The organism is Streptomyces sp. NPDC056224 (genome assembly GCF_042267665.1).
Taxonomy (GTDB): domain Bacteria; phylum Actinomycetota; class Actinomycetes; order Streptomycetales; family Streptomycetaceae; genus Streptomyces.
In genome coordinates this window covers 64356-90515 of the sequence record NZ_JBHJTK010000002.1, presented here as the reverse complement: position 1 = coordinate 90515, position 26160 = coordinate 64356, and the positions used below count along the sequence as shown (strand labels likewise).

The following is a 26160-nucleotide window of genomic DNA, read 5'->3' as shown; positions in this document are numbered from 1 at the left end:
GAGTGCTGCCTCATCTGGCTGCGTGCGCGGAGCGGAGCGGCTGGCGCGGGTCCCCAACGGGCCGGCCCGGCTGCCGGCCGGGGATGGCCGCCATCCACCCAGGAGAGCCAAGGGGCAAGAGGCTGCGGCGATCGTTTCTGCGCGGAAGCCGAAGAAGTGGTCCTGTGGACGGGTTTCCACAACCGCCGGCGTGAGACAGGATGAGCGCATGATCGAACCGCGTGCGTTGGCGAACTCGTGGTGCCGGGACGACCGGTCCTACCTCTCGCTCTGGTCCAAGGACTCGGTGCTGTCGATCGGCTCGGTCGGCTCCGTGCTGTCCATCGGCTCTGTGGGCTCGGTCCTGTCGATCGGATCCGTGGGTTCCGCTCTCTCTGCCGCATCCATCGGGTCCTCCCTCTCCCTGCTCTCCGCCGCCTCCTGGCTCAGCACAGGGTCGCTGCTTTCCGCGCGTTCCCGCTGGTCGGTGTTGTCCTGGCACTCACGCGACGGGTTCATGGCGGCGGGCCTCCTCACCGCCACTGCCGTAGCCGGCCTTGCCCTCCATGCCGTGGAGCATCGAGGCCGGGGGGCCGGGGGTCGCTAGTGCTGTGACCGGCAAGGTTCACCGGGTCGCGGCCCTCCGCCTTGCGATGCACCGCGCTGGGGGCCCCTCCCAGCGGTAGCTGGGGGAACGCCGTGACCCGGCAAACCCCTCCCGGCCACAGCACGGCCGGTCGCACGTTCGAGCGCGGACCTGAGGTACGTCACGCGGAGTGCCCGTCGAGCCGGGGACCGTGGACCATGACCGTCTCCAACCCGGACCCGGACCCGGACTCGCACAACACACCCGGGCCCCGAGCCCTTGTCGTCCAGAACCTTCGAAGGGGTGGCCGGCTCCCGGCCGCTTCAGGGCGCGGCCGGGGCAGTCGGCTGCTGATCAGGTGTGAATGCGGCTGTTGAGGCCGTCGTGGCTGTCGGCGTGCTCGTCGTTGAACCAGTGGTCGTCCGCCGCGAGGTAGCGGAAGGAGTGCGCGCTGCGGGCGGGGAGGGCGACGGTCGCGGCGCGGGTTCCGTCGCCGCGGGGCTCCAGGGGGTGAGCGGCGGGGTTCCAGTGGTTGAAGTCTCCGACGACGCTCACCGGCCCGTTCGGAGTGTCGGCGGGGAGGATGAAGGTGACCTGGGTACGGCCCTTGAGCTGCTTGCGTTCGAGCACTGAAGACTCCAGACGCGAAGAAACGGGGAACGAGCTCGTTCATCCTCGCCTGTGCGTGATGCCGGTGCTGCGGTACACGGCCTTGAACGGGGCGGAGGTCACCCGGCCGGACGCCGGATCGGCCGTCGGCTCACCGGCGAGCGGGCCGGACACGAGCAGCCGGGTGAGGGTGCGCGACCGTGCGGACGGTGATCGTCTGACCGTGGCCATCCGGCAGGGACCTGGTCCGTTCGGTCCGCGGAGCCGGGCCCTTACCTCTGGCCGTGGCGGAGGATCGGCGGGAGTACCCGGGCGAATGCCGCGGCCGGACGCCGCATGCCCGGACGACTCGGACGGCCTGCGCCGACACGGCGGCGACTTTTACCAAGATCGGTTCTGTATGTCCAGTCACGTATTGAAGGGGCGTGACGCACGCCCCTCTGAAGGGTTTATTTGAAGCACGTCCTCACCAGGGATTTCCCGGAAAATGTGAGGCCGAAAAATTACCCCAGGTCTGTTTTGTGGGGCGGTTTTCCAAACCTCTTTCATTCCGAATGGAGAATTCCCATGCACAAGCTGTTCTCGAATCGTCGTGTTGTTCTGGCCGGAGCTTCCCTGGCGCTGGTGGGTGGCGGTATCGCCCTGCCGGCGACGGCGATGGCCGCCCCGGCCGCGGTCCCGCAGCAGGCCGTCACCCTCGCCCACGGCGACAGTGCCGACGGGATCGGTACCGGTGGTGACGCCAACGCCGAGAACACCACGGTCGGTGGCACGGCCACCGGTGGGGCCGCGAACTCCGGTGTCGGCAGCTGCAAGGGCAAGTGCGTGATCACCACCGGCAACGCCACCGGCGGCAACGCCAGCGCCGACGCCACCAACCTGGGTGACGCCACGGCCACCGGGGGTAACGGCACCGGCACGGGCGGCACCGTGAACAAGGTCAACAAGGGGCAGATCAAGAAGCAGCTCAAGGCGGACCTGAAGGCGAAGCTCGGTAAGTGAGGGCGGACGGCCTCGTAGGCCCCCGGGGACTACGTCCCGGCGAGCCGCCCACAGTAGACGCCGGAGAGGCTGACCACCTCTCCGGCTTCCCCATTACCCCTGGCGGCAGCGGAGGGGCCTGATCGCGTCGGGCAGACACCGATCGCATGAGGCGATGGGCGATTCCCTGGCCCTGGCCCTGGCCCTGCGGCGAGCCAGAGGGTGACGCGTTCGCCGTGGGTGTCAGGGTCCTGAGCGTCTGATGTACCCGGCCGGGAACGCGGCTGGTACCGCGGACGGCCCCGGATTCGCCAGTCGCCCCCGTGCAAGCCATCGTGGTGATGCGCGAGCGCGCGGGCTGGCCGCGGCCGCGTTTCTCCGCGCTGATCTCCTGGAGCAACGCGCCAACGCGCCAACGCGCCAACGCGCCTACGCGCACCGGGAGTAGACGGTGGAAGGTGGGGACGCCCAGGCCCGGTCAGGCGCCTTCGCCGAGGACGGTGCGGATCAGTGTTCGCTGGGCGTCGGAGAGGCAGGGGTCCTGCAGGTCGAGTACCTCGTCGTCGACGGTAATCCGGTAGTGGTAGCCGTCGGCCCCGGCGGCGACGGCCCGTAGCGCGAGTTCCTCCAGCTCCGCCGCGTCCACGCGGCCCGAGGTGTCGAGTGCGCGGAGCTTCTCGAGGCCGGCGAAGCCTCCGGAGCGGGTGACCGTGATCAGCATGGCTGTTCCTCCCTGTTCCCCGTGGGTTCGTATGGTCTGCACGTCGCAGCCATTGCCCCGGATACCCCGAACACCGGCCCGCTGTCACGGAGAAGGATCCCGGCTGTATGAACGTCCGGAAAACGCCGCCGGTTGGCTGACCGTCGTCAGGGCCCGAGCGGCGTCGCCCTCCGGCGGCATGTCGTCCAGGGCGACATCGGGTACCTGGAGCCCGCGGAACCCCGGGCCGTGGGTGGGGCTGGTACGCCACCGCGGCCTCACCGTTCGCCGAGCCGGCCCTGAGTTCCGGCGTTCCGGCGTCCCGGTGTTCCTCTGTGCGGGGTTGTGGTGGCCGGACGACGTGCGGATAGTGGAGGCATTCGGGGACTCCGACGCGAGAGCGACGCGATGCGCCCCCAGATGAACCTCTCGATCGGGGGCCGTGGATGAAGCGCGTCGGATCCTTGATGACCTCGCTGGTCCTGGGCGCCGGACTGGCGTTGGCCGCGGCGAGCCCTGCGGCCGCAGACCCGTACGACTGCCGTACGTGGTACAAGTCCCGTACCACCGCGGCCGGTACGTGCACCAACGGCACCGGTGAGTTCCGCGTGTACACGAAGTGCGACAGGCCCTTGGCGCAGGATTACACCGTCTACGACCCCACGTGGCGCCGGGTCGGTACCACCAGCACCGCCATCTGCCACAGTGGCGGCACGCCGTACGGCGCAGGCATCCAAGTGCGTTGATTCCCGCCTTCGTGATCACTGTGGCGGCTGGGGCCGTGCGTACGGCGTTCATTTGCGGCTGCCCGGCGGACGTCGACCTGCGGCAGGAGATTCACGACGGCCCGCAGGCGGCGGAGACTGGAACTCCGCCAACCACGACTTGTTCTACGGCAAGGGCGGCGACCGGCGACCTGACCTGACTGGAGCGGACAAGGAAAGCCAGGAGGTCGGCGGCTGCCCTGGTCCTACACCTGCTGTAGTCCGCCCTGGTCCACGGCAACGTCCTGCTGAGGCGGCGGACCCCGGTCCGGCCGAAGTGGCCTGATCGCCGCACCGGGGCCGGCTAACGCTCCGTCCCTGCGCATCCGGGATCGGCGGCGGCCTGGACGAGGTTGTGCTCCAGGCGTTCCAGGGTGTGCAGGGCGGCGGTGCGCTCGTCGGAGGTCAGGCCCGCGGCGACGAGGTCTTCGAGCTGGCTCCAGGCCTTCTCGACCTCGCGGCGCAGGGCGTGGCTGGCGGCCGTGGGTTCGATGAGCGACGCGCGCTTGTCGGTGGGGGAGGGGCGGCGGCGGACGAAGCCGGCCTGTTCCAGGCGCTGGACGGTGCGGGTCATGGTGGCGGCGTCGGAGTCCAGCAGCCGTACGAGGTCGGTCTGCCGCTGGGGGCCGAGTTCCCACAGGTGCATCATGACCAGCTCCTGGCCCGGGTGCAGGCCGATGCGGCGCAGGAGTTGTCCGGCGTACATGCGGTGCAGCCTGGCGAGGCGGAAGATCGCGTGGCTGATGGGTCCGCCGCTCGCCGCGGCCGGAACCGGGACGCTGGCCTCCTGCCCGGACCTTGCGGGATCCTGCCCGGCCGTCGGGGTGGACTGTGTCATCTCTTCCTCGCTTCCCTGATCGGTCAACCAACGGTACCGCGCGACGTGGACCCCCAAGGGCTTTGCCCGTCCTCCCAATGCGGTTCTGCAGATGGGCAGGCGTGATGCGCGTCACTCGAGGGCCGGGGAATGGCTTTCGGGTATTTACTTGTTCGGACAGGTAACTGCTACGTTGGATGTGTCGGGGCCACCGCCCATCCACTCTCGAGGGAAGAGATCATGACCACTGCTTTCGATCCGATCGTTCTGGGCGCCAAGACCCTGGCCAGCCGTATCGTGATGGCGCCGATGACCCGCAGCCGCGCCTACGGGCCGGGTGCGGAGCCGACCGAGCTGATGGCGAAGTACTACGCGCAGCGCGCCAGTGCGGGGCTGATCGTCACGGAGGGCATCCAGCCCTCGCCGGTCGGTCAGGGCTACCCCAACACCCCCGGACTGCACACGCCCGGGCAGGTGGCGGCGTGGCGGACGGTGACCGACGCGGTGCACCGCGAGCGCGGGGTGATCTTCGCGCAGCTCATGCACACCGGCCGGATCGGCCACCCCAGCCTGCTGCCCGAGGGTCTGGCGCCGGTCGCGCCCTCGGCGGTGGCCGCCAAGGGCCAGGTCTACACCCACGAAGGACCGAAGGACTTCGTGACGCCGACGGAGCTGAACGAGGCGGAGATCCGACAGACGATCACCGACTTCGCCGCCGCGGCCCGGGGCGCCGTCGAGGCCGGGTTCGACGGCGTGGAGCTCCACGGCGCCAACGGCTACCTCATCCACCAGTTCCTCGCCCCCGCCACCAACCTGCGCACCGATGCCTGGGGCGGCACGGTCGAGGGCCGGATCCGCTTCGCCGTCGAGGTCGCCGCAGCCGTGGCGGAGGCCGTCGGCAGCCACCGGGTGGGCCTGCGGATCTCGCCCGGCAACCCGTACAACGACATCGCCGAGCCCCACCCGTCCGAGGTGTACGAGACGCTGCTGGCCAAGCTCGCCGACCTGAACCTCGCCTACCTGCACCTGATGGAGGGCCCGGACCGCGACCTGACCGCACGGCTCCGCAAGGCCTGGCCCGGCACGTTCGTCCTCAACCCGTTCACCTACCCCGAGGTCACCGGCCCCGAGGCGCTGAAGCTGATCGAGGACGGGGCGGCGGACATGGTCGCCTACGGGGCGCTGTTCCTGGCCAACCCCGACCTGCCGCGTCGCCTGGCCGCCGGGGGCCCGTTCAACAGCCCGGACACGTCCACCTTCTACGGCGGCGACCACCGCGGTTACACCGATTACCCGACTCTCAACGCCTGAGCGGCGAGGCCACCGGCACGGTCCGCACTCGTGGCCGCACAGTGAGTCACAGCGCGTGCGCTTCGCCTTCTCCACCTACCTCTACCTGGGAGTTCCCCATGTCCACTGCGATCACCTTCGCCGAGTACGGCCCGCCCGAGGTGCTGCGCCCGACCGAAGTCGCCCCGCCCGAGCCGGGCCCGGGCCAGGTCCGGATCAAGGTCAAGGCCGCCTCCGTGAACCCGCTCGACCTGAAGATCCGGTCCGGCCTGATGACCAAGGCCGCCCCCGCGCGCTTCCCGGTGATCCCGGGCGTGGACGCGGCGGGTGTCGTCGACGCGGTCGGCGAGGGAGCGGCTGCAGCCGTGGGGGACGAGGTCCTCGGCGCCACCGTCGGCGGCAGCTACAGCGAGTACGCCCTGCTGGAGCGCCCGGTGGCCAAGCCCGCAGCCCTGTCGTGGGAGGTCGCCGCCTCGCTGGTCACGGTCGGCCGGACCGCACACCGCGTCCTCGGCCAGCTGGGCGCCGAGGCGGGCCAGACGCTGCTCGTCCACGGTGCGGCCGGCAGCGTCGGCTTCATCGCGGTGCAGCTGGCCGTCGCCCGCGGCATCACCGTCATCGGCACCGTCGGCGACAAGGACATCGAGCGCGTCACGGCCCTCGGAGCCACCGCCGTCCGCTACGGCGACGGCTGGGCGGAGCGGGTGAGGGCCGTTGCCCCGGGTGGGGTGAACTTCGTCTTCGACGCCTCCGGCGCGGGCGTGCTCGCCGACTCCGTCGCCCTGACCGGCGATGCGGCCAAGGTCATCACCATCGCCGACATGTCCGCCCAGCAGCACGGCGTGCGCTTCAGCGCCGGCACCGCTGACCTGGGCGGCCAGGCCCTGCCGGAACTGGTGCAGCTGGCTGCCGACGGGCGGCTCACCGTCCCGGTCTGGCGCACCTACTCCCTGGGCGACGCCGCGAAGGCCCATGCCGACCTCGAAGCCCACCGCAACCAGGGCAAGGCCGTCCTCCTGCCCTGACCCCCGTCCCGCCGCCTCGCAGCGATACAACGGGCGAGGCGGCCCGCAGCCGCAGCCGGCACCCGCACCGCCTCCGCCGGCTGCGGCCCGCCTCCGATCCCCAGGGCGGGGCCGGAGCTGATCCCCAGGGGCCGCGGCCGGGGCCGCGGCCAGGGCCGCAGCCAGGGGGCCAGGGCCGGGGCACGAGCTGTGCCGGCACGACAGGAGACGGGCGGGCTTCGCACCGCCATCGCCCGCACCGGCGGCAGGATGCCCGCCGACCGGCTGCGCGAACTCCTCGACGCCGGCCTTGTCACGCACGCATACTGCCCGAAGCGACCTACGCCCGCACCGCCTTGGGCTCCGGCTCCGGCTCCGGCTCCGGCTCCGGCTCCGGCTCCGGCTCCGGCTCCGGCTCCGGCTCCGGCCCCGGCCTCGCCCACGGCGTCGGCAGCAGCACCGCCGGGACCTACGGACCCATCCGGGAGGGCCTCGCCGCCCGCCACCCCGAGCGCGTCACCGCCCTCGTACTGACCGCCACCTTCCCCCATCGCGACAACCACCTCGTCCTCGCCACCTCGATCTGGCGCAAGCCGGCCGAATCGGCGACCGCGAACTGCTCGCCGAATACCTCACGATGATGACCGTCGGCGCCGACGCCCTGGAGGCGATGCCGGACGAGCAGCTCCAGCAGGCCCTCGCCTTCACCGCCGCCGCGAGCGCCGACGGCACCCCTGAACACGCCGAACTCGCCCCCCGGATCGACGTCCGCGACGACCTGGCACGCGTCAAGGCGCCCACCCTGGTCATCTCCACCGTCCAGGACGGGTTCACCTCCACCCGCCTGCACCGCCAGCTCGCCGACGGCATCCCCGGTGCCAAGCTCGTGGAGATTCGCACCGGCCACCTGCCCATGGTCGAGCGGCCCGAGGAGTGGCAGCGGCTCATCTCCGACTTCCTCGCCCAGCACGACGCCTGAGGCGCACCTGCACAGGGCCGACACAGCACCGGCCCCACATACGGCGCCAGCCGTATGTGGGCACCACCTACATCAGCCGGCCCACGGCTTCGGAAGCCTTCAAACGCCCACCACCGTCCTCTTGCAGGACTCTGGGCGTGCGCAGGCCACTGAACCTGCGCTGAGCACCAGAACTCGGTTTTTCCGAACACCCCGGGGGCGAAGACGCGCTTTTCAGGCGCCGGCAGCCGTCACCCCTGCGCACTTACCTCCGCCCGCGCCGTTGCGGCCGCCTCCCACGGAGGCGGCGTCCGCGACTCCGTCCAAGCGGCCAGGCCGTCGCCGTCGACGCAGACGATGTCGCAGGCGGCGGCATACTCCGCCGCCGGAGCCGTGAAGGCGCTGGTGGTCACGACCACGGCCACATCGGCCTCGTGGACCGCGAAGCAGGTGCCGCCGAAGCGCTGGAGGTCCTGCGAACCGACCCGGTTGCCCTCGCCGTAGTGCTTGCACTGGAGGACCACGCGCAGACCCTCCGCCGTCGTGGCGATCACATCGGCCCCCAAGTCCCCCGCACCGCCCACCACTTCCACATGGGGACAGCCGTCCCGGGCACACAACGCGGCGACCGTGTGCTCGAAGCCATCGGCGTCCACCTCCGTGTGGTCCAGGGCATCGGAGCCTACCTCGGGTAGAACGGCCGCTTCCGGAACGGCCTCCGCCTCGGCCGCTGACGCAGCGCAGGGTGACGACGAGCCCAATCCCACCCGCCCCACCGGCCCGCCTGACCCCACCAGCCCGCGCGAGCCCGGCCCACGCGCGGGGGAGCAGCGTCTGCCTGGAGACACGCTCCACCGCGCCAGCGCCACCCCGGCAGCGAGGACGATCATCGTGACGATCGGCATCACCGATATACCGCCGCCCGCCACCACGGCCGTCCTGACGAACACGGCCGAACCTCCCAGGCCGATTCCGACCAGCCCCACTGCCAACACGACGTCACGCCCCACCGACGCCGCGCCTTCGCCCGCCTCGCGCCGTCGCCCTCGCGATACCGTCATACGGCCCCTCCTCACTCCTCGCGAGCTCTGCCCCCTTGGGGCGGCCCTCTCGCCACCCGACACGCACGACCACCGGCCGGCGATGGCGTACCCGGAACGTCTCCCCTCGTTTGATCGGGATCTCCGGATCCAAACGGGCCCGGTGCGAAGGGAGTTCTGCCGGTCAGCGACTGCGCCGGGTCCTGGCTCGGCCACGCCCGGCGCATCATTGGGCCAGCCGTGGCCGACGGTTGGCAGTTGACGCGAATCCCGACCAGCAGGGTTGTTCCCCCGCGGCCTGCTCGACCGCGGCTTCCTCACGCTGGCTCGGTTCGGCTCCTCCACCGGCGCTGGATGACCGGCCCCGGGGGAGCGCGGCAGTGCGACGCTTCTCGCCCGCGATCCGCTGCTGCTCCCGGATCAGCACATCTGCGCGGGCCTCAGGGGAGAGCGCCTCGCCGCAGGGCCGGATTCCGCACAGCGTCCCGTCGCAGGTACCGACGGCATGGGAGACGGCGGCGGGAAGGCCCTGAGTGTCGGCCCTCTCCCGAGCGCATCCCGTGGGCAACAGGTACGGCGGTCGCGAGACGTTCAACGCTTGCCGCGTACCTCGGCGGCGGCGTGGCCCGGGAGCAGGACCAGATCTCCTCCTCCCACGCCGTCGGCAGCGCCGGCCATCGCCACATCCGCCCGTCCACAGACGTCGCCCGTGCGCCTCACCGCACTCCACGGGCGGATCCTCACGTGCCTCCGTGCGTGGCCCCTATCCGCTGCCGCGGCGCGAGTTGCCAAACACCCCCGACTGGGGGAGGGCTAGTTCAGGATGCCGGATGCCGGATGCCGGATGCCGGATGCCGGATGCCGTACCGCCTGCTTGCTCCCTACCGGCGGGCGCACGTCCAGGCACCCATGCCCTGCATCACAGCCAGCCTCCTGGCAACAGCGATCTGCTGGGATTTCGTGGCCAGATCTGCTCGGGCCGCATACCTCAGGCCACCAGCGGCTTTCCAACTCGACCGGGTGAACTGCAGACCTCCGTAGTGCCCATTTCCCGTGTTGGCACGCCAGTTGCCACCGGACTCGCACCGGGCGATCGCGTCCCAGTTGACGCGAGGTTTCGATGATGTGGCCGCATGAGCACTGGAAGCGGTCAGTATCCCCTGACATACGAGAACTGCCCACAGCAGCGCCACGATGATGCTTCCGGTTCGCCGGCGGTCCTGGATACGAGACATCAGTACTCCTCCGCTGTCCGGCAGGCCGGCCCCACGAATCCGGCCGGTCCCGCCTCCCGTTCACGGCCCCTCGGGCCATGTACGCAGCACAGCACGCCTCCTCGCCGTTCCCGACCCTATTCGACGGGCGAACGGGCGACGCCACCCGTACGGCGCCCCCGTCAGCGCCGTGGGCGGGATGTAGCCGACACGGCTCCACCCTCCGAGCACCCCCGGGCTCGTTGGTGGTCCACTCACGGACGGAGAAGCCGACCATGCGACCACTGAGCTGACCGGCCAGAGCCTGGCTGGCACGGCTCACCTGGTGTCTTGACTGCGCCCGACTGGAGTAGAGCCCCAGCTCGGCGCCGAACATCCAGCTGCTCGCCGCGCAATCATCACAGCAGAGGTCCTTCGACCGCGGGCTCCCTTCGAGGCTCGGGACCACTAGCCGAAGCACTGAGCGCACCAACAACGAAGCCGTGGCCGATATGGCCGGGATGGAGAAGCACACCGATGACCAGCCAGCATGACGGTAACGAGTCCTCTACCCCCTCCGAAGAGCCGCGGGAGGCCGAGCCCACCCAGGGCGAAAGGGGCCACGCCGACGGGCCGGCGGCCGGACCCGACGGCAAGACGACGGCCAAAGAGAAGACCGCCGTAGCCAAGGAACACGCCATCGCCAGAGCCAAACAGGCCACCTCCCAGGTCCGCGAGAAGGCCGGCCATGTGACTGAGCTGGCGAAGAGCAAGACCCCCGAGCCACTGCTGCACACGGCGGCGCACGTCCGCGACACGGCATCCCGAGCGGGACATCTCGCAGCCGACAAGACCCCCGACGCAGTCCGTGAAAGGGCTGGTCAGGCGGCGCACGCGGCAGGATCCAAGTGGGCCCTCCTGCTCACAGGGGGGATCGCCCTCCTCGTGCTCGTGTTCATGCGCCGCAGCCGGCGCAAGTGCTGACGGCACCAGAGGAGGGCGAAGCAGCCTACCTGCGCCTGCCAGGGGAGCAGTCGTGCCGTTTCCAGCCGCCACACCGTCGCCACCGACGGACTCAGCCGCGAACGGCGGCGGACCACGGTCCGGACCCGTGCCAGGGGCCCAACCCTCATCGTTGAAGCCGTGGGCGGCCGGGCCCTTGCCGAGTTCTTCTTCGGGTACGGCGAACTGGACATCGGTGACGGCTGGGCGTAGCACCCTGCTGCCCACAGGGCCACCCGATCGGAATACTTGCGCATGCCACGGACACGCCGCGCGGTCATTCTGGAAAGACCCAAACGGGCTAACCCCGAGAGGAGCAAGCCATGCGCGTTCGACGACTGCTCGGCCTGGCCCTCGCAACCGTGGCCTTCGCAGGAATGAGCGTCACCGGGTCCTTCGCGGCCGAGGCGGCCGCACCCCAGGTGTCCTTGGCGGACTGCAAGTACGGCGGCGGTTACCAGGTGAAGCACAGCAACGGCTACTGGTACTGCGAGGGCGGCAAGTACGACGGCCAGCGGATCTACGAAAGCAGCGGCTACTGACCACGCCCGACCCGGGGTCGTCGGCTCGCTACCGACGACCCGAGGCGTTCGGGCCGACGGCCTGATCCCCGGTCGTCAGCTAACCCAGCCGGACGGCGGCGCGTGGACTCACGTCCGTGGCGAGGACACCCAAGTGGTGGAGTTCCTTGCCGGTGTGGAGCACGATCTTGGACAGGATGGTGAGGACTGCTACGCATCGATGCCCGGCCAACCTCCTTTGCGCCTGTAGCCCTCGACCGACAGCTCCGTCCGCACGTTTCGTCCGCGTGCCGACCACGAACAGGCGGACCGCACCGTAGTTGCCATCGTGGGCTGATGCCCAGCTCACGGCAGGTGTCGCGCCAGGTGTTCATGGCGTAGGCCCGGTCGGTTGCGATCTTGTTCCGCCGGCTTTCGGCCCGGCCGAGGGCCTGGTGGCCGCCGCCGTCGGGGATCCGGCCGAGTTCCCAGCGGGCAGCGGTGGTGCGGCTGGCTGACCTGGAAGCGTTCCGCGGCCCGCCGCACGGGTCAGCCGTCGTCCACGACAGAGCGGGCCGGGCACAGTCCTCCGGTCTCGGTCAGCGGGGCATTACGGTGGCGCACGAGGGCCTCCTCGGATCGGTGCAGATGTCGCAATCCACACCGAGCCGGAAAGCCCTCACCCGGTTCAACCACCACCCAGCACGCGTGTCACCAACGTCCCGGGACAACACAACTAGGCTGTCTCTTCAGGTTCTTGCTGTGCCCTCCATAAATGACTGGCACGCATCGTGCGGCAACGGGATGATCCCGGAACGTCCAGGCCGCCCAGGGAAGAGCCGTGATGACCGTTACCGCGTCCAAGCCGTCCGCATCCAAGCCCGAGGTCCGCGTGGCGGGCGGGGTGCTGCGCGGCAGCCGCGAGGCGGGTGTGGCGGTCTTCCGCGGCATCCCGTTCGCCGAGCCGCCGGTCGGCCCGCTGCGTTTTGCTGCGCCACGGCCCGTACGAGGGTGGGACGGGGTCCTGCCGACGGCGGCGTTCGGCCCGCCGCCCCCTCAGGGCGGTCATTTCGGCATGGACGCGCTCGCGCGGGACACGGCGGGCGACGGTTGGCTGACCGTCAATGTCTGGTCGCCCGAAACGGGTCCGGGCGCGGTGCTGCCGGTGATGGTGTGGATCCAGGGCGGTGCCTACTCGATCGGTATGTCCGGTCTTCCCGAGTACGACGGCGGCCTCCTGTCTCGTGACGGCGGTGTCGTCGTGGTGACGTTCAACTACCGCGTGGGCCTTGAGGGTTTCGGGCAGATCGAGGGGGCGCCCGCCAACCGGGGCCTACTGGACCAGGTGGCCGCCCTGGAATGGGTGCGCGACAACATCCGGGCCTTCGGCGGCGATCCGGACCGCGTCACGGTCTTCGGCCAGTCGGCGGGCGCCGGATCGGTCGCCGCGCTGCTGGCCATGCCGCGAGCGGCCGGGCTCTTCGGCCGGGCCGTGGCACAGAGTGTGCAGGGCACGTTCTTCTCGCCGGAGCTCGCCTCCGACATCGCCGCCGCTTGTGCCGCCGAGCTGGGGATGGGGCCCACGGTGGGCGACCTGTCCGGGGTGGACCCCGTCCGGCTGTCCGCCGCCGGTGATGCGGTCGGCGCCAAGATGGACCGGTGGGCGGATCGCTGGGGTCCGGTCGGGCACCGGGCGATCCCGTTCTCGCCGGTCGTCGACGGAGACGTCCTGCCGGTCACGCCCTGGCAGGCCCTGGCCGACGGCGCCGGCCGGGACGTCGAACTCCTCGTCGGCCACACCCGCGACGAAGCACGGCTGCTCACCGCGCTCGACGGCCTGCTCGGCCAGGTCACCGCGGAGCAGGCGGAGACCGCCATGGACGTCTTCGGCCCCGGCCGGGACGCCGCACGCCACTACCGCGACGCGTTTCCCACCGCGAGCCCGGACGAGCTGTACGAACTGGTCCACTCCGACTGGCTGTTCCGCATGCCGACCCTCCACCTCGCCCGGGCCCAGACCGCCGCCGGCGGCCGCGCCCACGTCTACGAGCTGACCTGGCCCGCCCCGGGAATGGGCGGTGCCCTCGGTGCCTGCCACGGCCTCGACGTGCCGCTCGTCTTCGGCAACCTGGACCGCGGCCAACCCGCCACGCTGATCGGCGAAAGCCCGTTCCCGGAGGCGGAAGAGCTGTCCGAACGGATGCGGGCCGCATGGACGGCGTTCGCCGCCCACGGCGACCCCGGCTGGCCCGCGTACGACACGGGGCAGCGTCTCGTACGGCTCTTCGACACCCGTTCGGCCATCGCCCCCTACCCGGAGGAGGCCTCCCACCTGATCTGGCAGGACCACACGTTCTCGGCCCTGCCGCTGCTCGGCAGCTAGTAGTGCTTTGCTAGCCGGTCTTGTCACGGTTGGTGTTCGATAGTCCGCTGCTTGTGTGAGGGTGGGTCAGCTTGCGCCGTGTCGAGGCTGGTTGGAGGAGCTCGCCGGGGGAGGTGTTCGCGCCGCTGGTCCGGCGGGACCGGCGGGCGAAGGGCCAGCTGTATTGGTGAGGCCCGTCGCCGGAGGGCCGGTGGAAGTCGATGCAGCCGATGGCGGAGCGCCTTGGTGCAGATCACCAGCAGTTGCTGCAGTTCACGACCTCCTCGACCTGGCCGGTCGGGGAGGTGCGGGCCCGGCTGGCATGGCGGGCCTCGCGGGCGGTGCGACTTGAGGTATGGATGGTCGACAACACCGGTTTCCCCAAGGACGGCGAACGGCATCCCTAACCGCGGGCTTGCCCTCCGCAAGGGCAAGCCCGGCGCGAACGAGGGAGTCGACCTCGTCTCCCCGGGCTGGGACGGTTTTGGTGCACCGGCTGGAGAGCCGGTCTTCCCGCGGAGGCTTTTGGACTCAGAGGCCAGCCCCGCCGAACAAACCGACGCCCGCTCGAGTCCGGCGGGGGCCGGGGCTTGGTCCAGCCAAGTGTCTGTTCGATCCGGTCCTGATTCAGCCCGCCGCAGAGAGCACAGTGACCGCGGCGGTGCTCCGGGACCAGCGCAAGATCGACCAATGTCCGTACGGGCGCGTCCGTACACAACAGCGCGTCGGCCAGCTCGAACCATGCATCCCCGCGTGCGGTCAGACATGCGTACAACCCCATCCGGAAGCGCGACACTTCCGCGAACGCATCCCTCAAGACGCCCTGGCGTACCACACTCACGACCGCGGCCTTCGTGCTGATCTCATGCCTCTGTGACTGAGCACAGGATCAGCCGAAGGCCGCCTGCATGTCCGCTGAACTGTGAAAAAGCCGATCAAGTACGAGCAGCGTTCGACGCCGGGTGTTGAACGACGAATTACACGGCCCTCGCGGCGGCCTGGCACCCGCAGCTCAAGCCACCCCCCCCACCGGGCAAGGTGGCGCCGAAGGCCACCGCAAGGCGTGGTGGCACCGTCCCGCGGAACACGGCAGGAGCCGATGTCACCCGGAGGGAAGACGATTCCTGTGCCGGTGAGCTGCTGTCTGAGCTGACAGGGCACCGCGTTAGGCTGGTTCGCAGACTCGTTCGCCTTCGGTACCTGCAGCATCGCCGAGCCGCTGGAGGACCCGACCTGGCCGCCCTCGGCCTGTTGCCGTCGCCCGACACGTCCGTCCAGGAGGACCGTTGACCACCGCCCGCAGCTGGCTCACCAGCGCGAACGACACCCCCTTCGGCGTGCACAACCTGCCGTACGGCGTCTTCACCGCCGCCGACCGGCCCGGCGTACGCCGGATCGGCGTGCGGATCGGCGACTTCGTGCTCGACGCCGGGGCCGCGGCCCGCGCCGCCGGGGAACCCTCCGTCCTGCTCGACGCCGACACCCTCAACCCGCTGATGGCCGCCGGTCGGCCGGTGTGGCATGAGGTGCGTTCCTCGCTCACCCGCTGGCTCACCGAGGAGTCCCACCGGGACGCGCTCGCGCCGCTGCTGCTGCCGCTCGCCGAGGTCGAACTGCACCTGCCGTTCGAGGTCGCCGACTATGTCGACTTCTACGCCTCCGAGCACCACGCCGCCAACCTGGGCCGGATCCTGCGCCCCGGCAGCGAGCCGCTCACCCCCAACTGGAAGCACCTGCCGATCGGCTACCACGGGCGCTCCGGCACCATCGTGGTCTCCGGCACCCCCGTGGTGCGCCCGCACGGCCAGCACAAGGCCCCCGCGGCCGCCGCCCCGTCCTTCGGCCCCACCCGTCGGCTGGACATAGAGGCAGAGGTCGGCTTCGTCGTCGGCACCCCGTCCCCGCTCGGCACCCCCGTCCCCCAGGACCGCTTCCACGAGCACGTCTTCGGCGTCTGCCTGGTCAACGACTGGTCCGCCCGCGACATCCAGCCCTGGGAATACATTCCCCTCGGCCCGTTTCTCAGTAAATCCTTCACGACCTCCCTCTCCCCGTGGATCGTCCCGCTGGAAGCCCTGGAACACGCCCGCATCGCCCCGCCCGCCCGCGACGTCGAACCGCTGCCCTACCTCGACGACCGCAACCGCGAACCCTGGGGCCTCGACCTCGCCATGGAGGTCCGGCTCAACGGCCACCCCATCTCCCGGCCCCCGTTCGCCGCCATGTACTGGACCGCCGCCCAGCAGCTCGCGCACATGACCGTCAACGGCGCCTCCCTGCGCACCGGCGACTTCTTCGCCTCCGGCACCGTCAGCGGCCCCGAACCCGACACCCGCGGCGCGCTCATCGAGCTCACCTGGAACGGCGAAGAGCCCGTCAAGCTCCCCGACGGCACCACCCGCACCTTCCTCGAGGACGGCGACGAGGTCACCATCACCGCCACCGCCCCCGGCCCCGACGGCGCCACCATCGGCTTCGGCGAAGTCACCGGCCGGATCACGTCGTAACGGCCCCCGACGGATGGTGGCGCCCGGCCCGCCGGCGCCACCGTTTGTGCGACATCCCGCGAGTTCCTCTGAGCCCTGCTGATTCCGTGTCCTCGTGGCCAGGGTGTTCTGTCTCCGCGGGGTGCTCTGCAAGCCGGTGACGTAACTTCAGGCCCGCGACGAGCGGACCTGCCAGTCTCACACCCGGAGAGCCCCTTGGACTCAGGGAAAGTGAAGCTTGTTCAGTGGGAACCTGCGGGTCCGTCCCTGGACGTCAGGTGGGGCCGTCCGTGGGTTCGGCGGGAACGGAGGGGTGGAATGTGGCGAGGCGGCGGGCTTCGGCCGTGACCTCAGCATCGATCTGAGCTACGGCTTTGCCGCCGCCGAATTCGAGGAAGGCGTACTCGTCATCGAGTTCGGCGAGCCGTGCTGTCAGGGGCAGCTCATGCCCGTAGCGCTGGTTGATCCGGAAAGTGAGCTCCCAAGGTTTCAGCTCGCCGGCCAGCATGCGTCGTGCGAGCGCTCGCGCGGCGGCTTCTTGGCCGGCCTCGCTGGCGGCCGGATAGAAGATGAGGCCGAGCTCATCGAGCGCTTCGGGGAGCAAGTCGTGCACGTCGTAGTCCGCCTCGGCGCGTGTGCAGGCTGCCAGCACCCGAAGTCCGGGGCCGTCTAGGCCAGCGACGAGCGCCTCACAGGCCGCGCTGACGACTTCGCTTGCGGAAATCTCGCCCACGCTCCAGAGAGTGGCGCGGTCCTGTAGTTCGCTGGCTGCTGCTTCGGTCGACGACATCCGCCCATGTTCGCTTCGATCGCGGTCCCGGTCGAACAGGTTTCACTGGTGCTTCTGCTCGGCAGCTTGCTCCACCAGGGCCCGCGCGGAGTCTGCATATCGCATCGCGGTCTTCTCGTCGTACGGAGGGCGAACACTTGGGCGAGGTGGAGCGGATCGGGCCAGTGGGTGAGGACCTCATCGAGTTGCCGGTCGACGCGGAGACGCTCCAGCGGCGCGTCCTGCCCGCGCGGCGCGGTGCTGTTCCAGTGGTTGCTGGCGCGGCCAGTCTTCGTTGCGGTCTGGTTCTTGATCATTTACAGACCCCGCAGTACTAATGCTGGGTCGGGCAGACGGCGTCTATTGATTGGCCTGGCAGGTAGGTCGTGCGTTCTTGTGGAGTGAGCTCTCGGTTGACGGCACGGCAGATCTTGTGGATCGCGGCGGAAGGTTTGGGTAGGACGACATCCCACAGCCGCGCTGTCTTGTCGCTGCTGGCGGTGGCGAGGGTTTTGCCGTCGGGGCTGAAGGTCACCGCATTTACCGAGTTCGTGTGTCCGGTCAGGGTTCTGCGGGTTTTGCCGGTGGCTACGTCCCACAGCCGCGCGGTGTTGCTGAAACTGGCGGTGGCGAGGGTTTTGCCGTCGGGGCTGAAGGTCGCCGCATTTACCGAGTTCGTGTGTCCGGTCAGGGTTCTGCGGGTTTTGCCGGTGGCCACGTCCCACAGCCGCGCAGTGTAGTCGAAACTGGCGGTGGCGAGGGTCTTTCCGTCGGGGCTGAAGGTCACCCCAAGCACCGAGTCGGTGTGTCCGGTCAGGATGGTGCGGGTTTTGCCGGTGGGCACGTCCCACAGCCGTACGGTTTCGTCGTCGCTGGCGGTGGCGACGGTTTTGCCGTCGGGGCTGAAGGTCACCCCAAGCACCGAGTCGGTGTGTCCGGTCAGGGTGGTGCGGGTTTTGCCGGTGGCTACGTCCCACAGCCGTACGGTTTCGTCGTCGCTGGCGGTGGCGACGGTTTTGCCGTCGGGGCTGAACGCCACCGCATTCACCCAGTCGGTGTGTCCGGTCAGGGTGATGCGGGTTTTGCCCGTGGCTACGTCCCACAGCCGTACGGTTTCGTCGTCGCTGGCGGTGGCGACGGTTTTGCCGTCGGGGCTGAAGGTCACTGCATTCACCGAGTCGGTGTGTCCGGTCAGGGTGGTGCGGGTTTTGCCGGTGGCTACGTCCCACAGCCGCACGGTGTTGTCAATGCTGGCGGTGGCGAGGGTTTTGCCGTCGGGGCTGAAGGCCACCCCCAGCAGCGAGTCGGTGTGTCCGATTAGGGTTTTGCCGGTTGCTACGTCCCACAGCCGCACGGTCTTGTCGTCGCTGGCGGTGGCGAGGGTGCGGCCGTCAGGACTGAAAGCTGACCAATATATTGAGTCGGTGTGTCCGATTAGCGTTGTGCGGGCCACACCAGTGGCCACGTCCCACAGCTTTTCCGTGTGGTCCATGCTGCCAGTGGCCAGGGTTTTGCCGTCGGGGCTGAACGCCACCGAATTCACCGCGTTATTATGTCCACCGGTCAGGGTTCTGCGGGTTTTGCCGGTGGCCACGTCCCACAGCCGCGCAGTCCTGTCGCCGCTGCCGGTAGCGAGGGTGCGGCCATCAGGACTGAACGCCACCGCATTCACCCAGCCGGTGTGTCCGGTCAGGGTGGTGCGGGTTTTGCCGGTGGCCACGTCCCACAGCCGCACGGTCTCGTCGTTGCTGGCGCTGGCGAGGGTTTCACCGTCCGGGCTGAACGCCACCGCTTCCACCCAGTAGGTGTGTCCGGTCATGGTGGTGCGGGTTTTGCCGGTTGCTACGTCCCACAGCCGCACGGTCGTGTCGGTGCCGGCGGTGGCGAGGGTTCTGCCGTCGGGGCTGAAGGCCACCCCTAGCAGCGAGTCGGTGTGTCCGGTCAGGGTGGTGCGGGTTTTGCCGGTGGCCACGTCCCACAGCCGCGCTGTCTTGTCGCCGCTGGCGCTGGCGACGGTTTTGCCGTCGGGGCTGAACGCCACCGCATTCACCCAGTCGGTGTGTCCGGTCAGGGTGGTGCGGGTTTTGCCCGTGGCCACGTCCCACAGCCGCACGGTCTTGTCGTTGCTGCCGGTAGCGAGGATGCGGCCGTCAGGGCTGAACGCCACCGAAACCACCGAGTCGGCGTGACCAGACAATCGCTTGTGCGACGGGAGGAATGCGGCGTTTTGTACACTCTGGACCGATTCGGACGTCGGGCTGGTGCGGTATGCCTGGACGGCCAGCAGTGAGGCTAGTTCAGGGTTCACGCTGATGAGGTTGTTGGACTGGGCCGCGAGCTGTTCCGACAGCGCTGCCTGCCGTTCCGCGACTGCCGCGCGCCACTGCCACACGGCGCCCCCTGCGGCAACGAGTGCGAGCACAAGCAGGCTGGCCAGGACTGTGTTGAGGCGTCTGATGCGTCGGATGGCTTCTTGCTGATGCTTCTTGCTGACGGTCAGAAAGGCCGCGATGTCGCCCGGCAGGCGGCGTCGCCGTGACCATTCGAGGCCTTCCCCGAGTGCTGTTCCGCCGAGCAGGTCTCCCAGGTCCTTCGTTTCGGCCCAGCGGACCTGCCGTATGCCGGTGTGGTCGAGCCATTCTTTGAAGCGGTGGTCTTGACGGACCCATTCGCGCAGGGTGCCCCAGTCGCGGATGAGCGAGTCGTGGACGAGTTCGGCCACCGGCTGTGCGGGAGGCGCGCCGTGGACCAGGGAGACGTGGGGGGTGTGTGTGGTGATGATGCGGTGGCGGGTGAGGGCGGCGAGCACCTCGTCGATCTGCTTGCCGCTGTCGGGTCCGCCGGTGACATCGGCTGCCAGTTCGCGCAAATCCTGCAAGGGGACCCGCTGGCGAATGGCTGGGATGTTGTGGCGCGGCTCGGCGGAGCGGACCAGTGAGGTCAGGATGCGCTGGGCGATGGGCCGGCCGCCGGGCGGCAGATGGTCGAGTGCGGAGTCGCACCAGGTGGTCAGGCTGCCGGTGACGCCGCCGATGCGCCGGTAGGCGTCGTGGGTGAGGAAGCCCTCGCGGCGTCGCTGCCACAACTGGTCGAGGGTCAGTTCGAGCATGGGAAGGACGGTGACCGGTGCCTGGCGGGTCGTGGTTCCGTCGAGGGTGCTGGCCAGGACGGCGCCGATGATGCGTTCGGGCAGGCCCTGCTCGAAGTGTGCGCCGGCTTTCAGGGCGGGCAGGGTGATGATGTCGTGCAGGTCGTCCTGGCTGAGCGTGCTCGGCAGGTTGAGCAGACCCGGCATCGCCGCTTCGAGCAGTTGGGGGGCTAGGGCGGCCTGCTGGGGGTAGAAGTCGTCGCGCATGATCATGATCACGTGGAGCCCGGCGTGGGAGGTGATCGCGGCGGTGATCTGGTCGGTGGCGGCCTGGCGGCGCTCCTGCTCCCGGCTGGTGATGGGCTCCGCGAGGAGCTCTTCGTACTGGTCGATGACCAGTACGACACGCTGGTGGCCGGGTTCGGCCGCTAGCTTGCGTGTCACGGCTTCGGCGATCCCGATGCTGTCGGCCCCCGGCAGCCCGGCGCGTTCAAGCTCGGCCAGCAGGTCCTGCTGCGGACGGGTGACGATGGGCAGCCAGCGGTCGCTGCCGGGCAGCTGGCCGGCCGCCAGCGCGGGCAACACGCCCGCCTGGACCAGCGACGACTTGCCCGACCCGGAGGGGCCGAGCAACAGCGTCACCCGCTGCTGCTCGGCGAGGTTCGCCAGGACCTGCCCGACGGCATTCTTGCGGCCCTCGAACCACTTGGCATGTTCCGCGGTGAACGACTCCAGTCCCCGGTAGGGGTATACGTTCTGTTCGATCAGCTCTGGCCAGACCTCCCGCAGGACCTGGGTCGGGGTGACGTAGGCGATGCCCTGGCCCCGCTCGTGTTCGTCGGGGGCGGTGATCTCGGTGAGCATGCCGATGACCAGGCCGGTCACCTCGTCGATGACCGGCCCGCCGCTGAACCCGGTGGTGAGGTCGTTGGCTTCGGTCAGCTGCAGGTGAGCGCCCCGGCCTTCGCTGGCCGGCAGCATTCCGCCGGCCTTGCCATATCCGAAGTGGCCGCCGGTGGGGGCCTGGGCCGGGAACCCGTACGACTGCACCCTGTGGCCCCGGGAGCCTGCCGCGGAGCCGAGAACCAGCGGGGTTATGGCCGCAGCGAGGTCGTCGCCGGTGCTCAGGCGTACGACGGCCACGTCCTCGTCCTCGGGGGCGCGCCACGCGTCCGCCACGACCAGCCCCTCAACCTCGAGCGCGCCGTCCACGTGCGGGAAGGCCAGCCGCAGAGGGTCACCGGGCTCGGCTCCGGCGGCGCGCACGACGTGCGCGCACGTCATCAGGACGCCCTCGGCAACGAGGAAGCCGACACCGGCCACCTGGTTGTCCGGTCCGAGGATCTGGGCCACGGCCTGGAAGAGTCCCGCTTCGTCAGAGTCCTGGGCGCCGTGGTCCCCGTCCGGGGGCGTACCGGTCATGTCCATGAGGTCACCCCAGGGGGTTGGCTGCGTCGGGGCGGCCGGTCGCGTCCTTCTTCCACATCATGGTGACCTTCAAATGACAGTTGGCACTGCTCTTGGTGATCACGGCTCCGGCCTCGACCGCAAGGTCGACACCGAACTCGACCGTGATTGCATCAGGGCTGGCCTTGCGGAGCTGGTCGAGTGTGGCGTGCGCCGCTTCAGTGATCGGGCTCAGAGCCTCTTGGAGAGTCGCCGGCAGGTCATGAATGGCATCGCTGACGCGACCTGCCTTCACCGGACCGGTCGGCGCGGCCGGAGCCTCGACCAAGAGGGAGCCCCCGTCTCCCAAAGGAATCCGAGCCAGATGTGTCAAGGCTCCTCCTGGCATGTTCACCCGGTCTCGCAGCCTCCGCGCCCCCTCTCAGCATGGCACCGGAGCGCGTGGTCCGCTGCCTGGCACAGGGCGTGATATTCGGCGACATTTCCGATGTCGTCGGTCAGGTGACCCGTGAATGGGTGCGTTGGTGGCGGGTGGGCGTCAGCCAGGTTGAGGTGGTTGTGCCCGTTCGCACCGTGCAGCGGTTCTGACCATGGCTGTCATGGAGTGACCCGGCTGCTGCAGTGAGGCGCCTCTTGGGAGGTGGCTGGCTGCTACGAGCGTGGCTGTTCCCAAGCCTCATCGGCTGCGGTCGTCACCCTTTCAACGGCCACCTCGGCGGGCCAGGTGCCACGCCACGCCACGCCACGGCCGGGCGACGTCGAACGCGACGGTGTCCCGGTCGGCGCAACTGTCGCCCTGTCCGTTCGACAGCAGATGGCCGCCGCAGGAGCCTTCGCCGCGCGTCTCGGCTTCGACGGCCTCGACACCTCCATCCGGGCAGCGCCCTGCAACGGCCGGCACTGCCGTCGGCCGGCCACCTTCTGGTTCCAGGCCACAGCCTCTGCATGTGCTCGATCGAGGTGAACTCCCGACCCCGCCAGAACGAGTCCCGGATGCAGGACATCGGCCTCTCGACCCGCGGCTTGTCCTTGGACCGGGCGGCGCGGGCCGGATCGACCAGTGCTCCGTAGTGGGTGGCGAGCTCGGCATGCGCCTTGTTGATCTCCGGGTCGTAGAGATCGGGCTCGTCGACGCCGGTCCGCCGGCTGTCCCGCACCAGCCGGCGCGGGACGCCGCCGAAGTAGCGGAAGGCGGCGACGTGGGCCTCGGTCCAGGCGTGCTGGCAGCTGACGTCGAGCACCTCGACGGGCGCAGCGTCGATGTCCCGGGGGTCTCGTTCAGGAGGTGCTGCCGTTGATCGGCGGGCAGCGCCCGCAGCCGCTCGGCAGCGAGTCCAGGTGCCCCGGGTAACCTCGTGCGGCAGGTGGCGGGTAGGGGCGGCCGTGGCTCCGCACGGCCGCCCCGCTCATGGGCTCTCACCCGCTCCGCGTCCCCTCACCGGTCGCGCGGACCGGGTAGACGTCAGTGGAATTCCACGTCGCACACGGAGAGGAAGAACTCGCCGGTCTTGCGCCCGTTGCCGCCGTCAGGGGTGTCCGGGCCGCCATGACCGCCCCAGACGTCCACGATCGCGGCACGCCCGCCTCGGGGCGGGAGGGTGGCGAACTCCCAATGGGTGGAGTCCTCCTCCCGTGGGGCCCCCTGGACCTCGACCAGGAACGGAATGGGCTCCAGGTCCTCCCACGAGAGTCCGCCGCGGGGCTCCCAGCCTTCGCGGGTGATGAACCAGCGGTGCGACCAGGTCTCGTTCGTGTGATAGGCCGTGTAGTCGTACGAGAACTCGTGACTTTCGGCGCCTGCGTCCAGACGGGTCGTGGGCCAGTCGCCGAGGTCTGCAGTGGGGGCCAGGTCGAGACCCGCGAACGCCGGGTTCCCGGTCGAGGCGACGGTGCTGCCCTGGAAGAACTTGCGGTACTCCAGGTAGCCCAGGGCGTGGTTCCAGGGGTAGTCGGCCAGCATCCGGTCGGCCCCCGGCACCACCTCCTGCCAGGTGGTGCTGGTGTTCTCGGCCCGGGCCTTCGCGCAGATCGGGGCCTGGTCCTCGTCCCTGATCGCGGCGGCGGCCCGGCTGCGCGGGTGGTCCACCGTGCCGTGGCGGGGAGAGGAGTCGACGCCGGACCGCGCGCCCTCGGTCTTCTGGGGGGCGGACCAGGGCACCGCGGCGTTCGGGGTCACATTGACCTCGTTGGTGAACGTGGTGAACGAGCCGTCGACCTTGGCCCGGATCTTCACCCGGTATTCGGCGTCGGGCTCCTCGCCCAGGTCCACCCAGTGGGAATTGGAGGGTGACCAGTCCCAGGCCGGCCAGTGGAGGAAGACCGTCTGCCGTGCCTCACCGTTGATCCACACCTCGTAGACGTGCGGGTACGGGGCGTCGCCGTTGTTCCAGTCCTCCGGCGGGGGCCAGGTCCCGTGGTCGGGCCGGTTGCCACCGATCTGCCACCGCAGGTGGATGCCGAACATCCGGTGGCTGCCGTCGGCTCGGTGCTTGATGTCGGCCAGGAGCCCGGAGGGTGCCTGGACGTTGGCGCTGCTGCTCATGAAGTCCTTCTCATCCGGATTCGGAGGGGATCAGCGGCGGTCGCGGAGCTCGGGACCGGTCCGGGCCTGGTTCGGGAACCAATCGGCCGCGGCGGGACCCGCGCCTGCCAGGGCGAAAGTCACGCTGGCGGCGGCCAGGACGGCAAGATGGGAGCGCACAGCCGTGCTGTTTCTCCTTCGAAGAAAGGGGATCTTGGTCCGTTGATCCTTGCGGGTTTCGCCACGGTTGTTCGTCCGCGCCGCACACGTGATCGTTTCTGCGAGTCGGTCCGCCACCCGGACGGCCCAGCATGATCTCGGGCTGCGTCGACCAGTGGTCGTACAGATGCCGTCAATCGACCGCCACCCCGCCGTGGCGATCTCCCGGAGCAGCGCCGTGCCCCGGGCCGGCTGCTGTTCGGACCGCAGTGGACACCCGAACAATCGCCCGGGGCTCCGCGACCGGCCGCCGACATCGTCGCGGACGCCGGAGGAGAGGGTGCCCTGGCCACCGCCTCGGCGTACCGGCTCTCCGCCACAGGCTGGCAGATGGCCGCCGCCCCGTGCGTCGTCCGGCGGGTCGAGGCCAGGCTGGTGACCGACTCCGCCGACCACTGCCCGCCCGGCCTCGACCAGGGCCGGCTACCCCGTTCACTCACGCCAGGGTCGAATCCCTGACCGAGGCATACTCGGCGGTGATGGGGTCTGAGCGGAAGACCGCAGCCGCCCCCTGGCCACCGCGCACCGCGCGGGCACACCCGTGCCGCGGGCGATGCTGGACGCTGCCGCGCACCAGTCGATCGCCCCGGAACAGCAATGGCTCTCGGCGTAGCCCGTCCACACCACGCCGCGCACCCTGCCCCGGGGAAACGTCCCGACCGACCTGGTACTCGGCCGATGCCCGGGCATGCGGCACACCTGAGCCCGGGCGCCAGACGCCGCCGGGCTCCATGCCGAGCCAGGCCGGCCGCCAGGGCATCAGCCACGGTCTTCGGTTCAACCCCGCATGTGCGGGGAGCAAGCTTGCTGACCTGCCACTTTAGGTTGACAGTTTGCTCTTGGGTTCGGCGGCGTTCAGCGATCATCGGCACTCTGGATGTTCACGGGAAATGACGGAGCGTCTTGTTCGTCCCGCTCGTCTACCTGCTTCACGGATCGACGTGATCGTTCAGCGAAAAAGGAGCCGTGCAGTCTGCGGCAGAGGTGACACCATGCGGTGTCATGGCAGATGACAGCACCAGTGCGTTTCACGCGGGCCAGACGGCGCTCATCGTCCGGATCCCGGAGGCGGAGCCGTCCGTCCGCGGGTGGCGTGAGCGGCTCGACCCCTCAGCCCAGGCCGGGGTTCCAGCCCACGTCACCGTGCTCTTCCCGTTCCTCGATGAGAGCCGGATCGATGCGCTCGTCTACTCCGCTCTCGCGGACGTGCTGGGTAGTCACCAGGCCTTTGACCTGTGGTTCGAGAGGTGTGGACGGCTCCCGGAGGTGCTGTATCTCGCCCCCGAACCTGACACACAGTTGCGGGGGCTCACGGAGGCGATCGCTGATCGTTGGCCTGAGGCTCCGCCGTATGGCGGCCGATTTGCCGAGATCGTGCCGCATCTGACCATCGCTCAAGGTCAGGAAGACGCCGTCCTGGAGGAGATCGAGGCCGACCTCGCAGGCAGGCTCCCGTTCACGTCTCACGTCGCGTCGGTGGAACTGATGGTGCATGACGGCGTGAACTGGCAAGAACGGGTGTCGTTCGCACTCGGAGAATGAAGCAGCTCATGAGGGTTGGTTGGTCCGCTGCCCCCTGGGGCAGCGGACCAACGGGGGGCTCCGGTCAGCTGGCTGCAGCGTGCTCGGCGCGTGCTGGGGTGCTGGCGAGACGGTAGGAGTCAGTTCCGGTCTCGATGATGGTGCCGTTGAAGGTGAGGCGCGGTCGACGATGGCCGCGCAGAGGCGGGGGTCGGTGAAGTCTTGGTCCAGCCATCTGGGGCTGGCACATGTTCCTTTTCGTGGATCGCCGCTGCCACCGGCCCGTATCCATCTTCTGCTGTCCTCGTTGGTCTTCGTGGTGGTGCCCGGATTCTCCAGGTGCCGCCTTGAACGGTCAGGTGCG

25 protein-coding genes and 3 pseudogenes are annotated in these 26160 nt (G+C 69.7%); 14 read left to right on the top strand and 14 right to left on the bottom strand.

The window, feature by feature from the left end; genetic code table 11:
- Window positions 1–208 precede the first annotated feature (208 nt).
- Window positions 209–586, top strand: coding sequence for a hypothetical protein (locus tag ACFCZ1_RS04455; RefSeq protein WP_376676853.1), 378 nt, complete (start codon window positions 209–211; stop codon window positions 584–586).
- A gap of 333 nt (window positions 587–919) precedes the next feature.
- On the opposite strand, the gene ACFCZ1_RS04450 is transcribed toward ACFCZ1_RS04455, so the two are convergent.
- Together ACFCZ1_RS04450 and ACFCZ1_RS04445 are read right to left on the bottom strand one after the other, a co-directional pair.
- Window positions 920–1195, bottom strand: coding sequence for an isoamylase early set domain-containing protein (locus ACFCZ1_RS04450; protein ID WP_376676852.1), 276 nt, complete (start codon window positions 1193–1195; stop codon window positions 920–922).
- A gap of 39 nt (window positions 1196–1234) precedes the next feature.
- Window positions 1235–1405 (bottom strand): hypothetical protein, encoded by a 171-nt coding sequence (locus tag ACFCZ1_RS04445; protein ID WP_376676851.1) that lies wholly within the window; start codon window positions 1403–1405, stop codon window positions 1235–1237.
- A 336-nt stretch (window positions 1406–1741) separates the two neighbouring features.
- On the opposite strand from ACFCZ1_RS04445, the gene ACFCZ1_RS04440 reads away from it, so the two are divergent.
- Window positions 1742–2176, top strand: a complete 435-nt coding sequence (locus ACFCZ1_RS04440) for a hypothetical protein (protein WP_376676850.1) — start codon at window positions 1742–1744, stop codon at window positions 2174–2176.
- Between the two features lie 457 nt (window positions 2177–2633).
- Here ACFCZ1_RS04440 and ACFCZ1_RS04435 read toward each other — a convergent pair whose 3' ends face one another.
- Window positions 2634–2876, bottom strand: coding sequence for a protealysin inhibitor emfourin (locus ACFCZ1_RS04435; RefSeq protein ID WP_376676849.1), 243 nt, complete (start codon window positions 2874–2876; stop codon window positions 2634–2636).
- A 425-nt stretch (window positions 2877–3301) separates the two neighbouring features.
- On the opposite strand from ACFCZ1_RS04435, the gene ACFCZ1_RS04430 reads away from it, so the two are divergent.
- Window positions 3302–3601, top strand: coding sequence for a hypothetical protein (locus tag ACFCZ1_RS04430; RefSeq protein WP_376676848.1), 300 nt, complete (start codon window positions 3302–3304; stop codon window positions 3599–3601).
- Window positions 3602–3923: 322 nt separating this feature from the next.
- On the opposite strand, the gene ACFCZ1_RS04425 is transcribed toward ACFCZ1_RS04430, so the two are convergent.
- Window positions 3924–4457 (bottom strand): MarR family winged helix-turn-helix transcriptional regulator, encoded by a 534-nt coding sequence (locus ACFCZ1_RS04425; protein WP_376676847.1) that lies wholly within the window; start codon window positions 4455–4457, stop codon window positions 3924–3926.
- Between the two features lie 219 nt (window positions 4458–4676).
- Between ACFCZ1_RS04425 and ACFCZ1_RS04420 the strand changes: the two genes are divergently transcribed.
- The 4 genes from ACFCZ1_RS04420 (at window position 4677) to ACFCZ1_RS04405 (ending at window position 7709) form a co-directional block, all read left to right on the top strand.
- Window positions 4677–5747 carry an alkene reductase gene (locus ACFCZ1_RS04420; protein WP_376676846.1) on the top strand — a complete coding sequence of 357 codons (1071 nt, stop codon included), beginning with the start codon at window positions 4677–4679 and terminating at the stop codon, window positions 5745–5747.
- 98 nt (window positions 5748–5845) lie between these two features.
- Window positions 5846–6751: an NADP-dependent oxidoreductase gene (locus tag ACFCZ1_RS04415; protein WP_376676845.1), complete on the top strand. Its 906-nt coding sequence runs from the start codon at window positions 5846–5848 to the stop codon at window positions 6749–6751.
- Between the two features lie 335 nt (window positions 6752–7086).
- Complete coding sequence (locus tag ACFCZ1_RS04410; protein ID WP_376676844.1) at window positions 7087–7371, top strand: hypothetical protein; 285 nt, start codon at window positions 7087–7089, stop codon at window positions 7369–7371.
- Entirely contained in the window at window positions 7368–7709 is a 342-nt protein-coding gene (locus tag ACFCZ1_RS04405) for an alpha/beta fold hydrolase (protein WP_376676843.1), read from the top strand. Before ACFCZ1_RS04410 ends, ACFCZ1_RS04405 begins: the two co-directional genes overlap by 4 nt.
- Before the next feature lie 230 nt (window positions 7710–7939).
- Here ACFCZ1_RS04405 and ACFCZ1_RS04400 read toward each other — a convergent pair whose 3' ends face one another.
- Both ACFCZ1_RS04400 and ACFCZ1_RS04395 read right to left on the bottom strand, forming a co-directional pair.
- Window positions 7940–8344: a restriction endonuclease gene (locus ACFCZ1_RS04400; RefSeq protein ID WP_376676842.1), complete on the bottom strand. Its 405-nt coding sequence runs from the start codon at window positions 8342–8344 to the stop codon at window positions 7940–7942.
- A 1265-nt stretch (window positions 8345–9609) separates the two neighbouring features.
- Window positions 9610–9963 (bottom strand): transglycosylase family protein, encoded by a 354-nt coding sequence (locus tag ACFCZ1_RS04395; RefSeq protein ID WP_376676841.1) that lies wholly within the window; start codon window positions 9961–9963, stop codon window positions 9610–9612.
- A gap of 495 nt (window positions 9964–10458) precedes the next feature.
- Between ACFCZ1_RS04395 and ACFCZ1_RS04390 the strand changes: the two genes are divergently transcribed.
- Both ACFCZ1_RS04390 and ACFCZ1_RS04385 read left to right on the top strand, forming a co-directional pair.
- Window positions 10459–10905, top strand: coding sequence for a hypothetical protein (locus tag ACFCZ1_RS04390; RefSeq protein WP_376676840.1), 447 nt, complete (start codon window positions 10459–10461; stop codon window positions 10903–10905).
- A gap of 341 nt (window positions 10906–11246) precedes the next feature.
- A complete protein-coding gene (locus ACFCZ1_RS04385; protein ID WP_376676839.1) occupies window positions 11247–11465 on the top strand; it encodes a hypothetical protein in 219 nt (72 codons plus the stop codon).
- Window positions 11466–11544: 79 nt separating this feature from the next.
- Here ACFCZ1_RS04385 and ACFCZ1_RS04380 read toward each other — a convergent pair whose 3' ends face one another.
- Window positions 11545–11676: a hypothetical protein gene (locus ACFCZ1_RS04380; protein ID WP_376676838.1), complete on the bottom strand. Its 132-nt coding sequence runs from the start codon at window positions 11674–11676 to the stop codon at window positions 11545–11547.
- A 591-nt stretch (window positions 11677–12267) separates the two neighbouring features.
- On the opposite strand from ACFCZ1_RS04380, the gene ACFCZ1_RS04375 reads away from it, so the two are divergent.
- From ACFCZ1_RS04375 to fahA, 3 genes and pseudogenes are all read left to right on the top strand, one after another.
- Entirely contained in the window at window positions 12268–13806 is a 1539-nt protein-coding gene (locus ACFCZ1_RS04375; RefSeq protein ID WP_376676837.1) for a carboxylesterase/lipase family protein, read from the top strand.
- A gap of 194 nt (window positions 13807–14000) precedes the next feature.
- Window positions 14001–14192: pseudogene (locus ACFCZ1_RS04370) on the top strand (transposase); the annotation flags it as partial.
- Window positions 14193–15071: 879 nt separating this feature from the next.
- Window positions 15072–16292: a fumarylacetoacetase gene (gene fahA / locus ACFCZ1_RS04365; protein ID WP_376676836.1), complete on the top strand. Its 1221-nt coding sequence runs from the start codon at window positions 15072–15074 to the stop codon at window positions 16290–16292.
- A gap of 253 nt (window positions 16293–16545) precedes the next feature.
- On the opposite strand, the gene ACFCZ1_RS04360 is transcribed toward fahA, so the two are convergent.
- The 3 genes from ACFCZ1_RS04360 to ACFCZ1_RS04350 form a co-directional block, all read right to left on the bottom strand.
- Window positions 16546–17061, bottom strand: coding sequence for a hypothetical protein (locus ACFCZ1_RS04360; protein ID WP_376676835.1), 516 nt, complete (start codon window positions 17059–17061; stop codon window positions 16546–16548).
- Window positions 17062–17374: 313 nt separating this feature from the next.
- A complete protein-coding gene (locus ACFCZ1_RS04355; protein WP_376676834.1) occupies window positions 17375–21451 on the bottom strand; it encodes a trypsin-like peptidase domain-containing protein in 4077 nt (1358 codons plus the stop codon).
- A 109-nt stretch (window positions 21452–21560) separates the two neighbouring features.
- Complete coding sequence (locus ACFCZ1_RS04350; RefSeq protein WP_376676833.1) at window positions 21561–21863, bottom strand: CU044_2847 family protein; 303 nt, start codon at window positions 21861–21863, stop codon at window positions 21561–21563.
- A gap of 98 nt (window positions 21864–21961) precedes the next feature.
- Between ACFCZ1_RS04350 and ACFCZ1_RS04345 the strand changes: the two genes are divergently transcribed.
- Window positions 21962–22123 carry a hypothetical protein gene (locus tag ACFCZ1_RS04345; protein WP_376676832.1) on the top strand — a complete coding sequence of 54 codons (162 nt, stop codon included), beginning with the start codon at window positions 21962–21964 and terminating at the stop codon, window positions 22121–22123.
- A gap of 291 nt (window positions 22124–22414) precedes the next feature.
- Here ACFCZ1_RS04345 and ACFCZ1_RS04340 read toward each other — a convergent pair.
- From ACFCZ1_RS04340 to ACFCZ1_RS04330, 3 genes and pseudogenes are all read right to left on the bottom strand, one after another.
- Window positions 22415–22758: pseudogene (locus ACFCZ1_RS04340) on the bottom strand (IS21 family transposase); the annotation flags it as partial.
- Window positions 22759–22997: 239 nt separating this feature from the next.
- Window positions 22998–24077: a lytic polysaccharide monooxygenase auxiliary activity family 9 protein gene (locus ACFCZ1_RS04335; RefSeq protein WP_376676831.1), complete on the bottom strand. Its 1080-nt coding sequence runs from the start codon at window positions 24075–24077 to the stop codon at window positions 22998–23000.
- A gap of 30 nt (window positions 24078–24107) precedes the next feature.
- Complete coding sequence (locus ACFCZ1_RS04330) at window positions 24108–24236, bottom strand: hypothetical protein (protein WP_376676830.1); 129 nt, start codon at window positions 24234–24236, stop codon at window positions 24108–24110.
- Window positions 24237–25277: 1041 nt separating this feature from the next.
- Between ACFCZ1_RS04330 and ACFCZ1_RS04325 the strand changes: the two genes are divergently transcribed.
- Window positions 25278–25817: a 2'-5' RNA ligase family protein gene (locus tag ACFCZ1_RS04325; protein WP_376676829.1), complete on the top strand. Its 540-nt coding sequence runs from the start codon at window positions 25278–25280 to the stop codon at window positions 25815–25817.
- A 64-nt stretch (window positions 25818–25881) separates the two neighbouring features.
- Here the strand turns inward: ACFCZ1_RS04325 and ACFCZ1_RS04320 are convergent.
- Window positions 25882–26029 (bottom strand): annotated as a pseudogene (locus ACFCZ1_RS04320) (ATP-binding protein); the annotation flags it as partial.
- Window positions 26030–26160: the final 131 nt, after the last annotated feature.

Excerpts from the sequence above, each read along its gene's own strand:
- ACFCZ1_RS04430 (WP_376676848.1), top strand. The coding sequence starts at position 3,302 with ATGAAGCGCGTCGGATCCTTGATGACCTCGCTGGTCCTGGGCGCCGGA.
- ACFCZ1_RS04435 (WP_376676849.1), bottom strand. The coding sequence starts at position 2,876 with ATGCTGATCACGGTCACCCGCTCCGGAGGCTTCGCCGGCCTCGAGAAG.
- ACFCZ1_RS04385 (WP_376676839.1), top strand. The coding sequence starts at position 11,247 with ATGCGCGTTCGACGACTGCTCGGCCTGGCCCTCGCAACCGTGGCCTTC.
- ACFCZ1_RS04420 (WP_376676846.1), top strand. The coding sequence starts at position 4,677 with ATGACCACTGCTTTCGATCCGATCGTTCTGGGCGCCAAGACCCTGGCC.
- ACFCZ1_RS04345 (WP_376676832.1), top strand. The coding sequence starts at position 21,962 with ATGGCACCGGAGCGCGTGGTCCGCTGCCTGGCACAGGGCGTGATATTC.
- ACFCZ1_RS04390 (WP_376676840.1), top strand. The coding sequence starts at position 10,459 with ATGACCAGCCAGCATGACGGTAACGAGTCCTCTACCCCCTCCGAAGAG.
- ACFCZ1_RS04405 (WP_376676843.1), top strand. The coding sequence starts at position 7,368 with ATGATGACCGTCGGCGCCGACGCCCTGGAGGCGATGCCGGACGAGCAG.
- ACFCZ1_RS04445 (WP_376676851.1), bottom strand. The coding sequence starts at position 1,405 with ATGGCCACGGTCAGACGATCACCGTCCGCACGGTCGCGCACCCTCACC.
- ACFCZ1_RS04360 (WP_376676835.1), bottom strand. The coding sequence starts at position 17,061 with ATGTCGTCGACCGAAGCAGCAGCCAGCGAACTACAGGACCGCGCCACT.
- ACFCZ1_RS04395 (WP_376676841.1), bottom strand. The coding sequence starts at position 9,963 with ATGTCTCGTATCCAGGACCGCCGGCGAACCGGAAGCATCATCGTGGCG.
- ACFCZ1_RS04415 (WP_376676845.1), top strand. The coding sequence starts at position 5,846 with ATGTCCACTGCGATCACCTTCGCCGAGTACGGCCCGCCCGAGGTGCTG.
- ACFCZ1_RS04335 (WP_376676831.1), bottom strand. The coding sequence starts at position 24,077 with ATGAGCAGCAGCGCCAACGTCCAGGCACCCTCCGGGCTCCTGGCCGAC.
- ACFCZ1_RS04425 (WP_376676847.1), bottom strand. The coding sequence starts at position 4,457 with ATGACACAGTCCACCCCGACGGCCGGGCAGGATCCCGCAAGGTCCGGG.
- ACFCZ1_RS04375 (WP_376676837.1), top strand. The coding sequence starts at position 12,268 with ATGACCGTTACCGCGTCCAAGCCGTCCGCATCCAAGCCCGAGGTCCGC.
- ACFCZ1_RS04455 (WP_376676853.1), top strand. The coding sequence starts at position 209 with ATGATCGAACCGCGTGCGTTGGCGAACTCGTGGTGCCGGGACGACCGG.
- ACFCZ1_RS04325 (WP_376676829.1), top strand. The coding sequence starts at position 25,278 with ATGGCAGATGACAGCACCAGTGCGTTTCACGCGGGCCAGACGGCGCTC.
- ACFCZ1_RS04440 (WP_376676850.1), top strand. The coding sequence starts at position 1,742 with ATGCACAAGCTGTTCTCGAATCGTCGTGTTGTTCTGGCCGGAGCTTCC.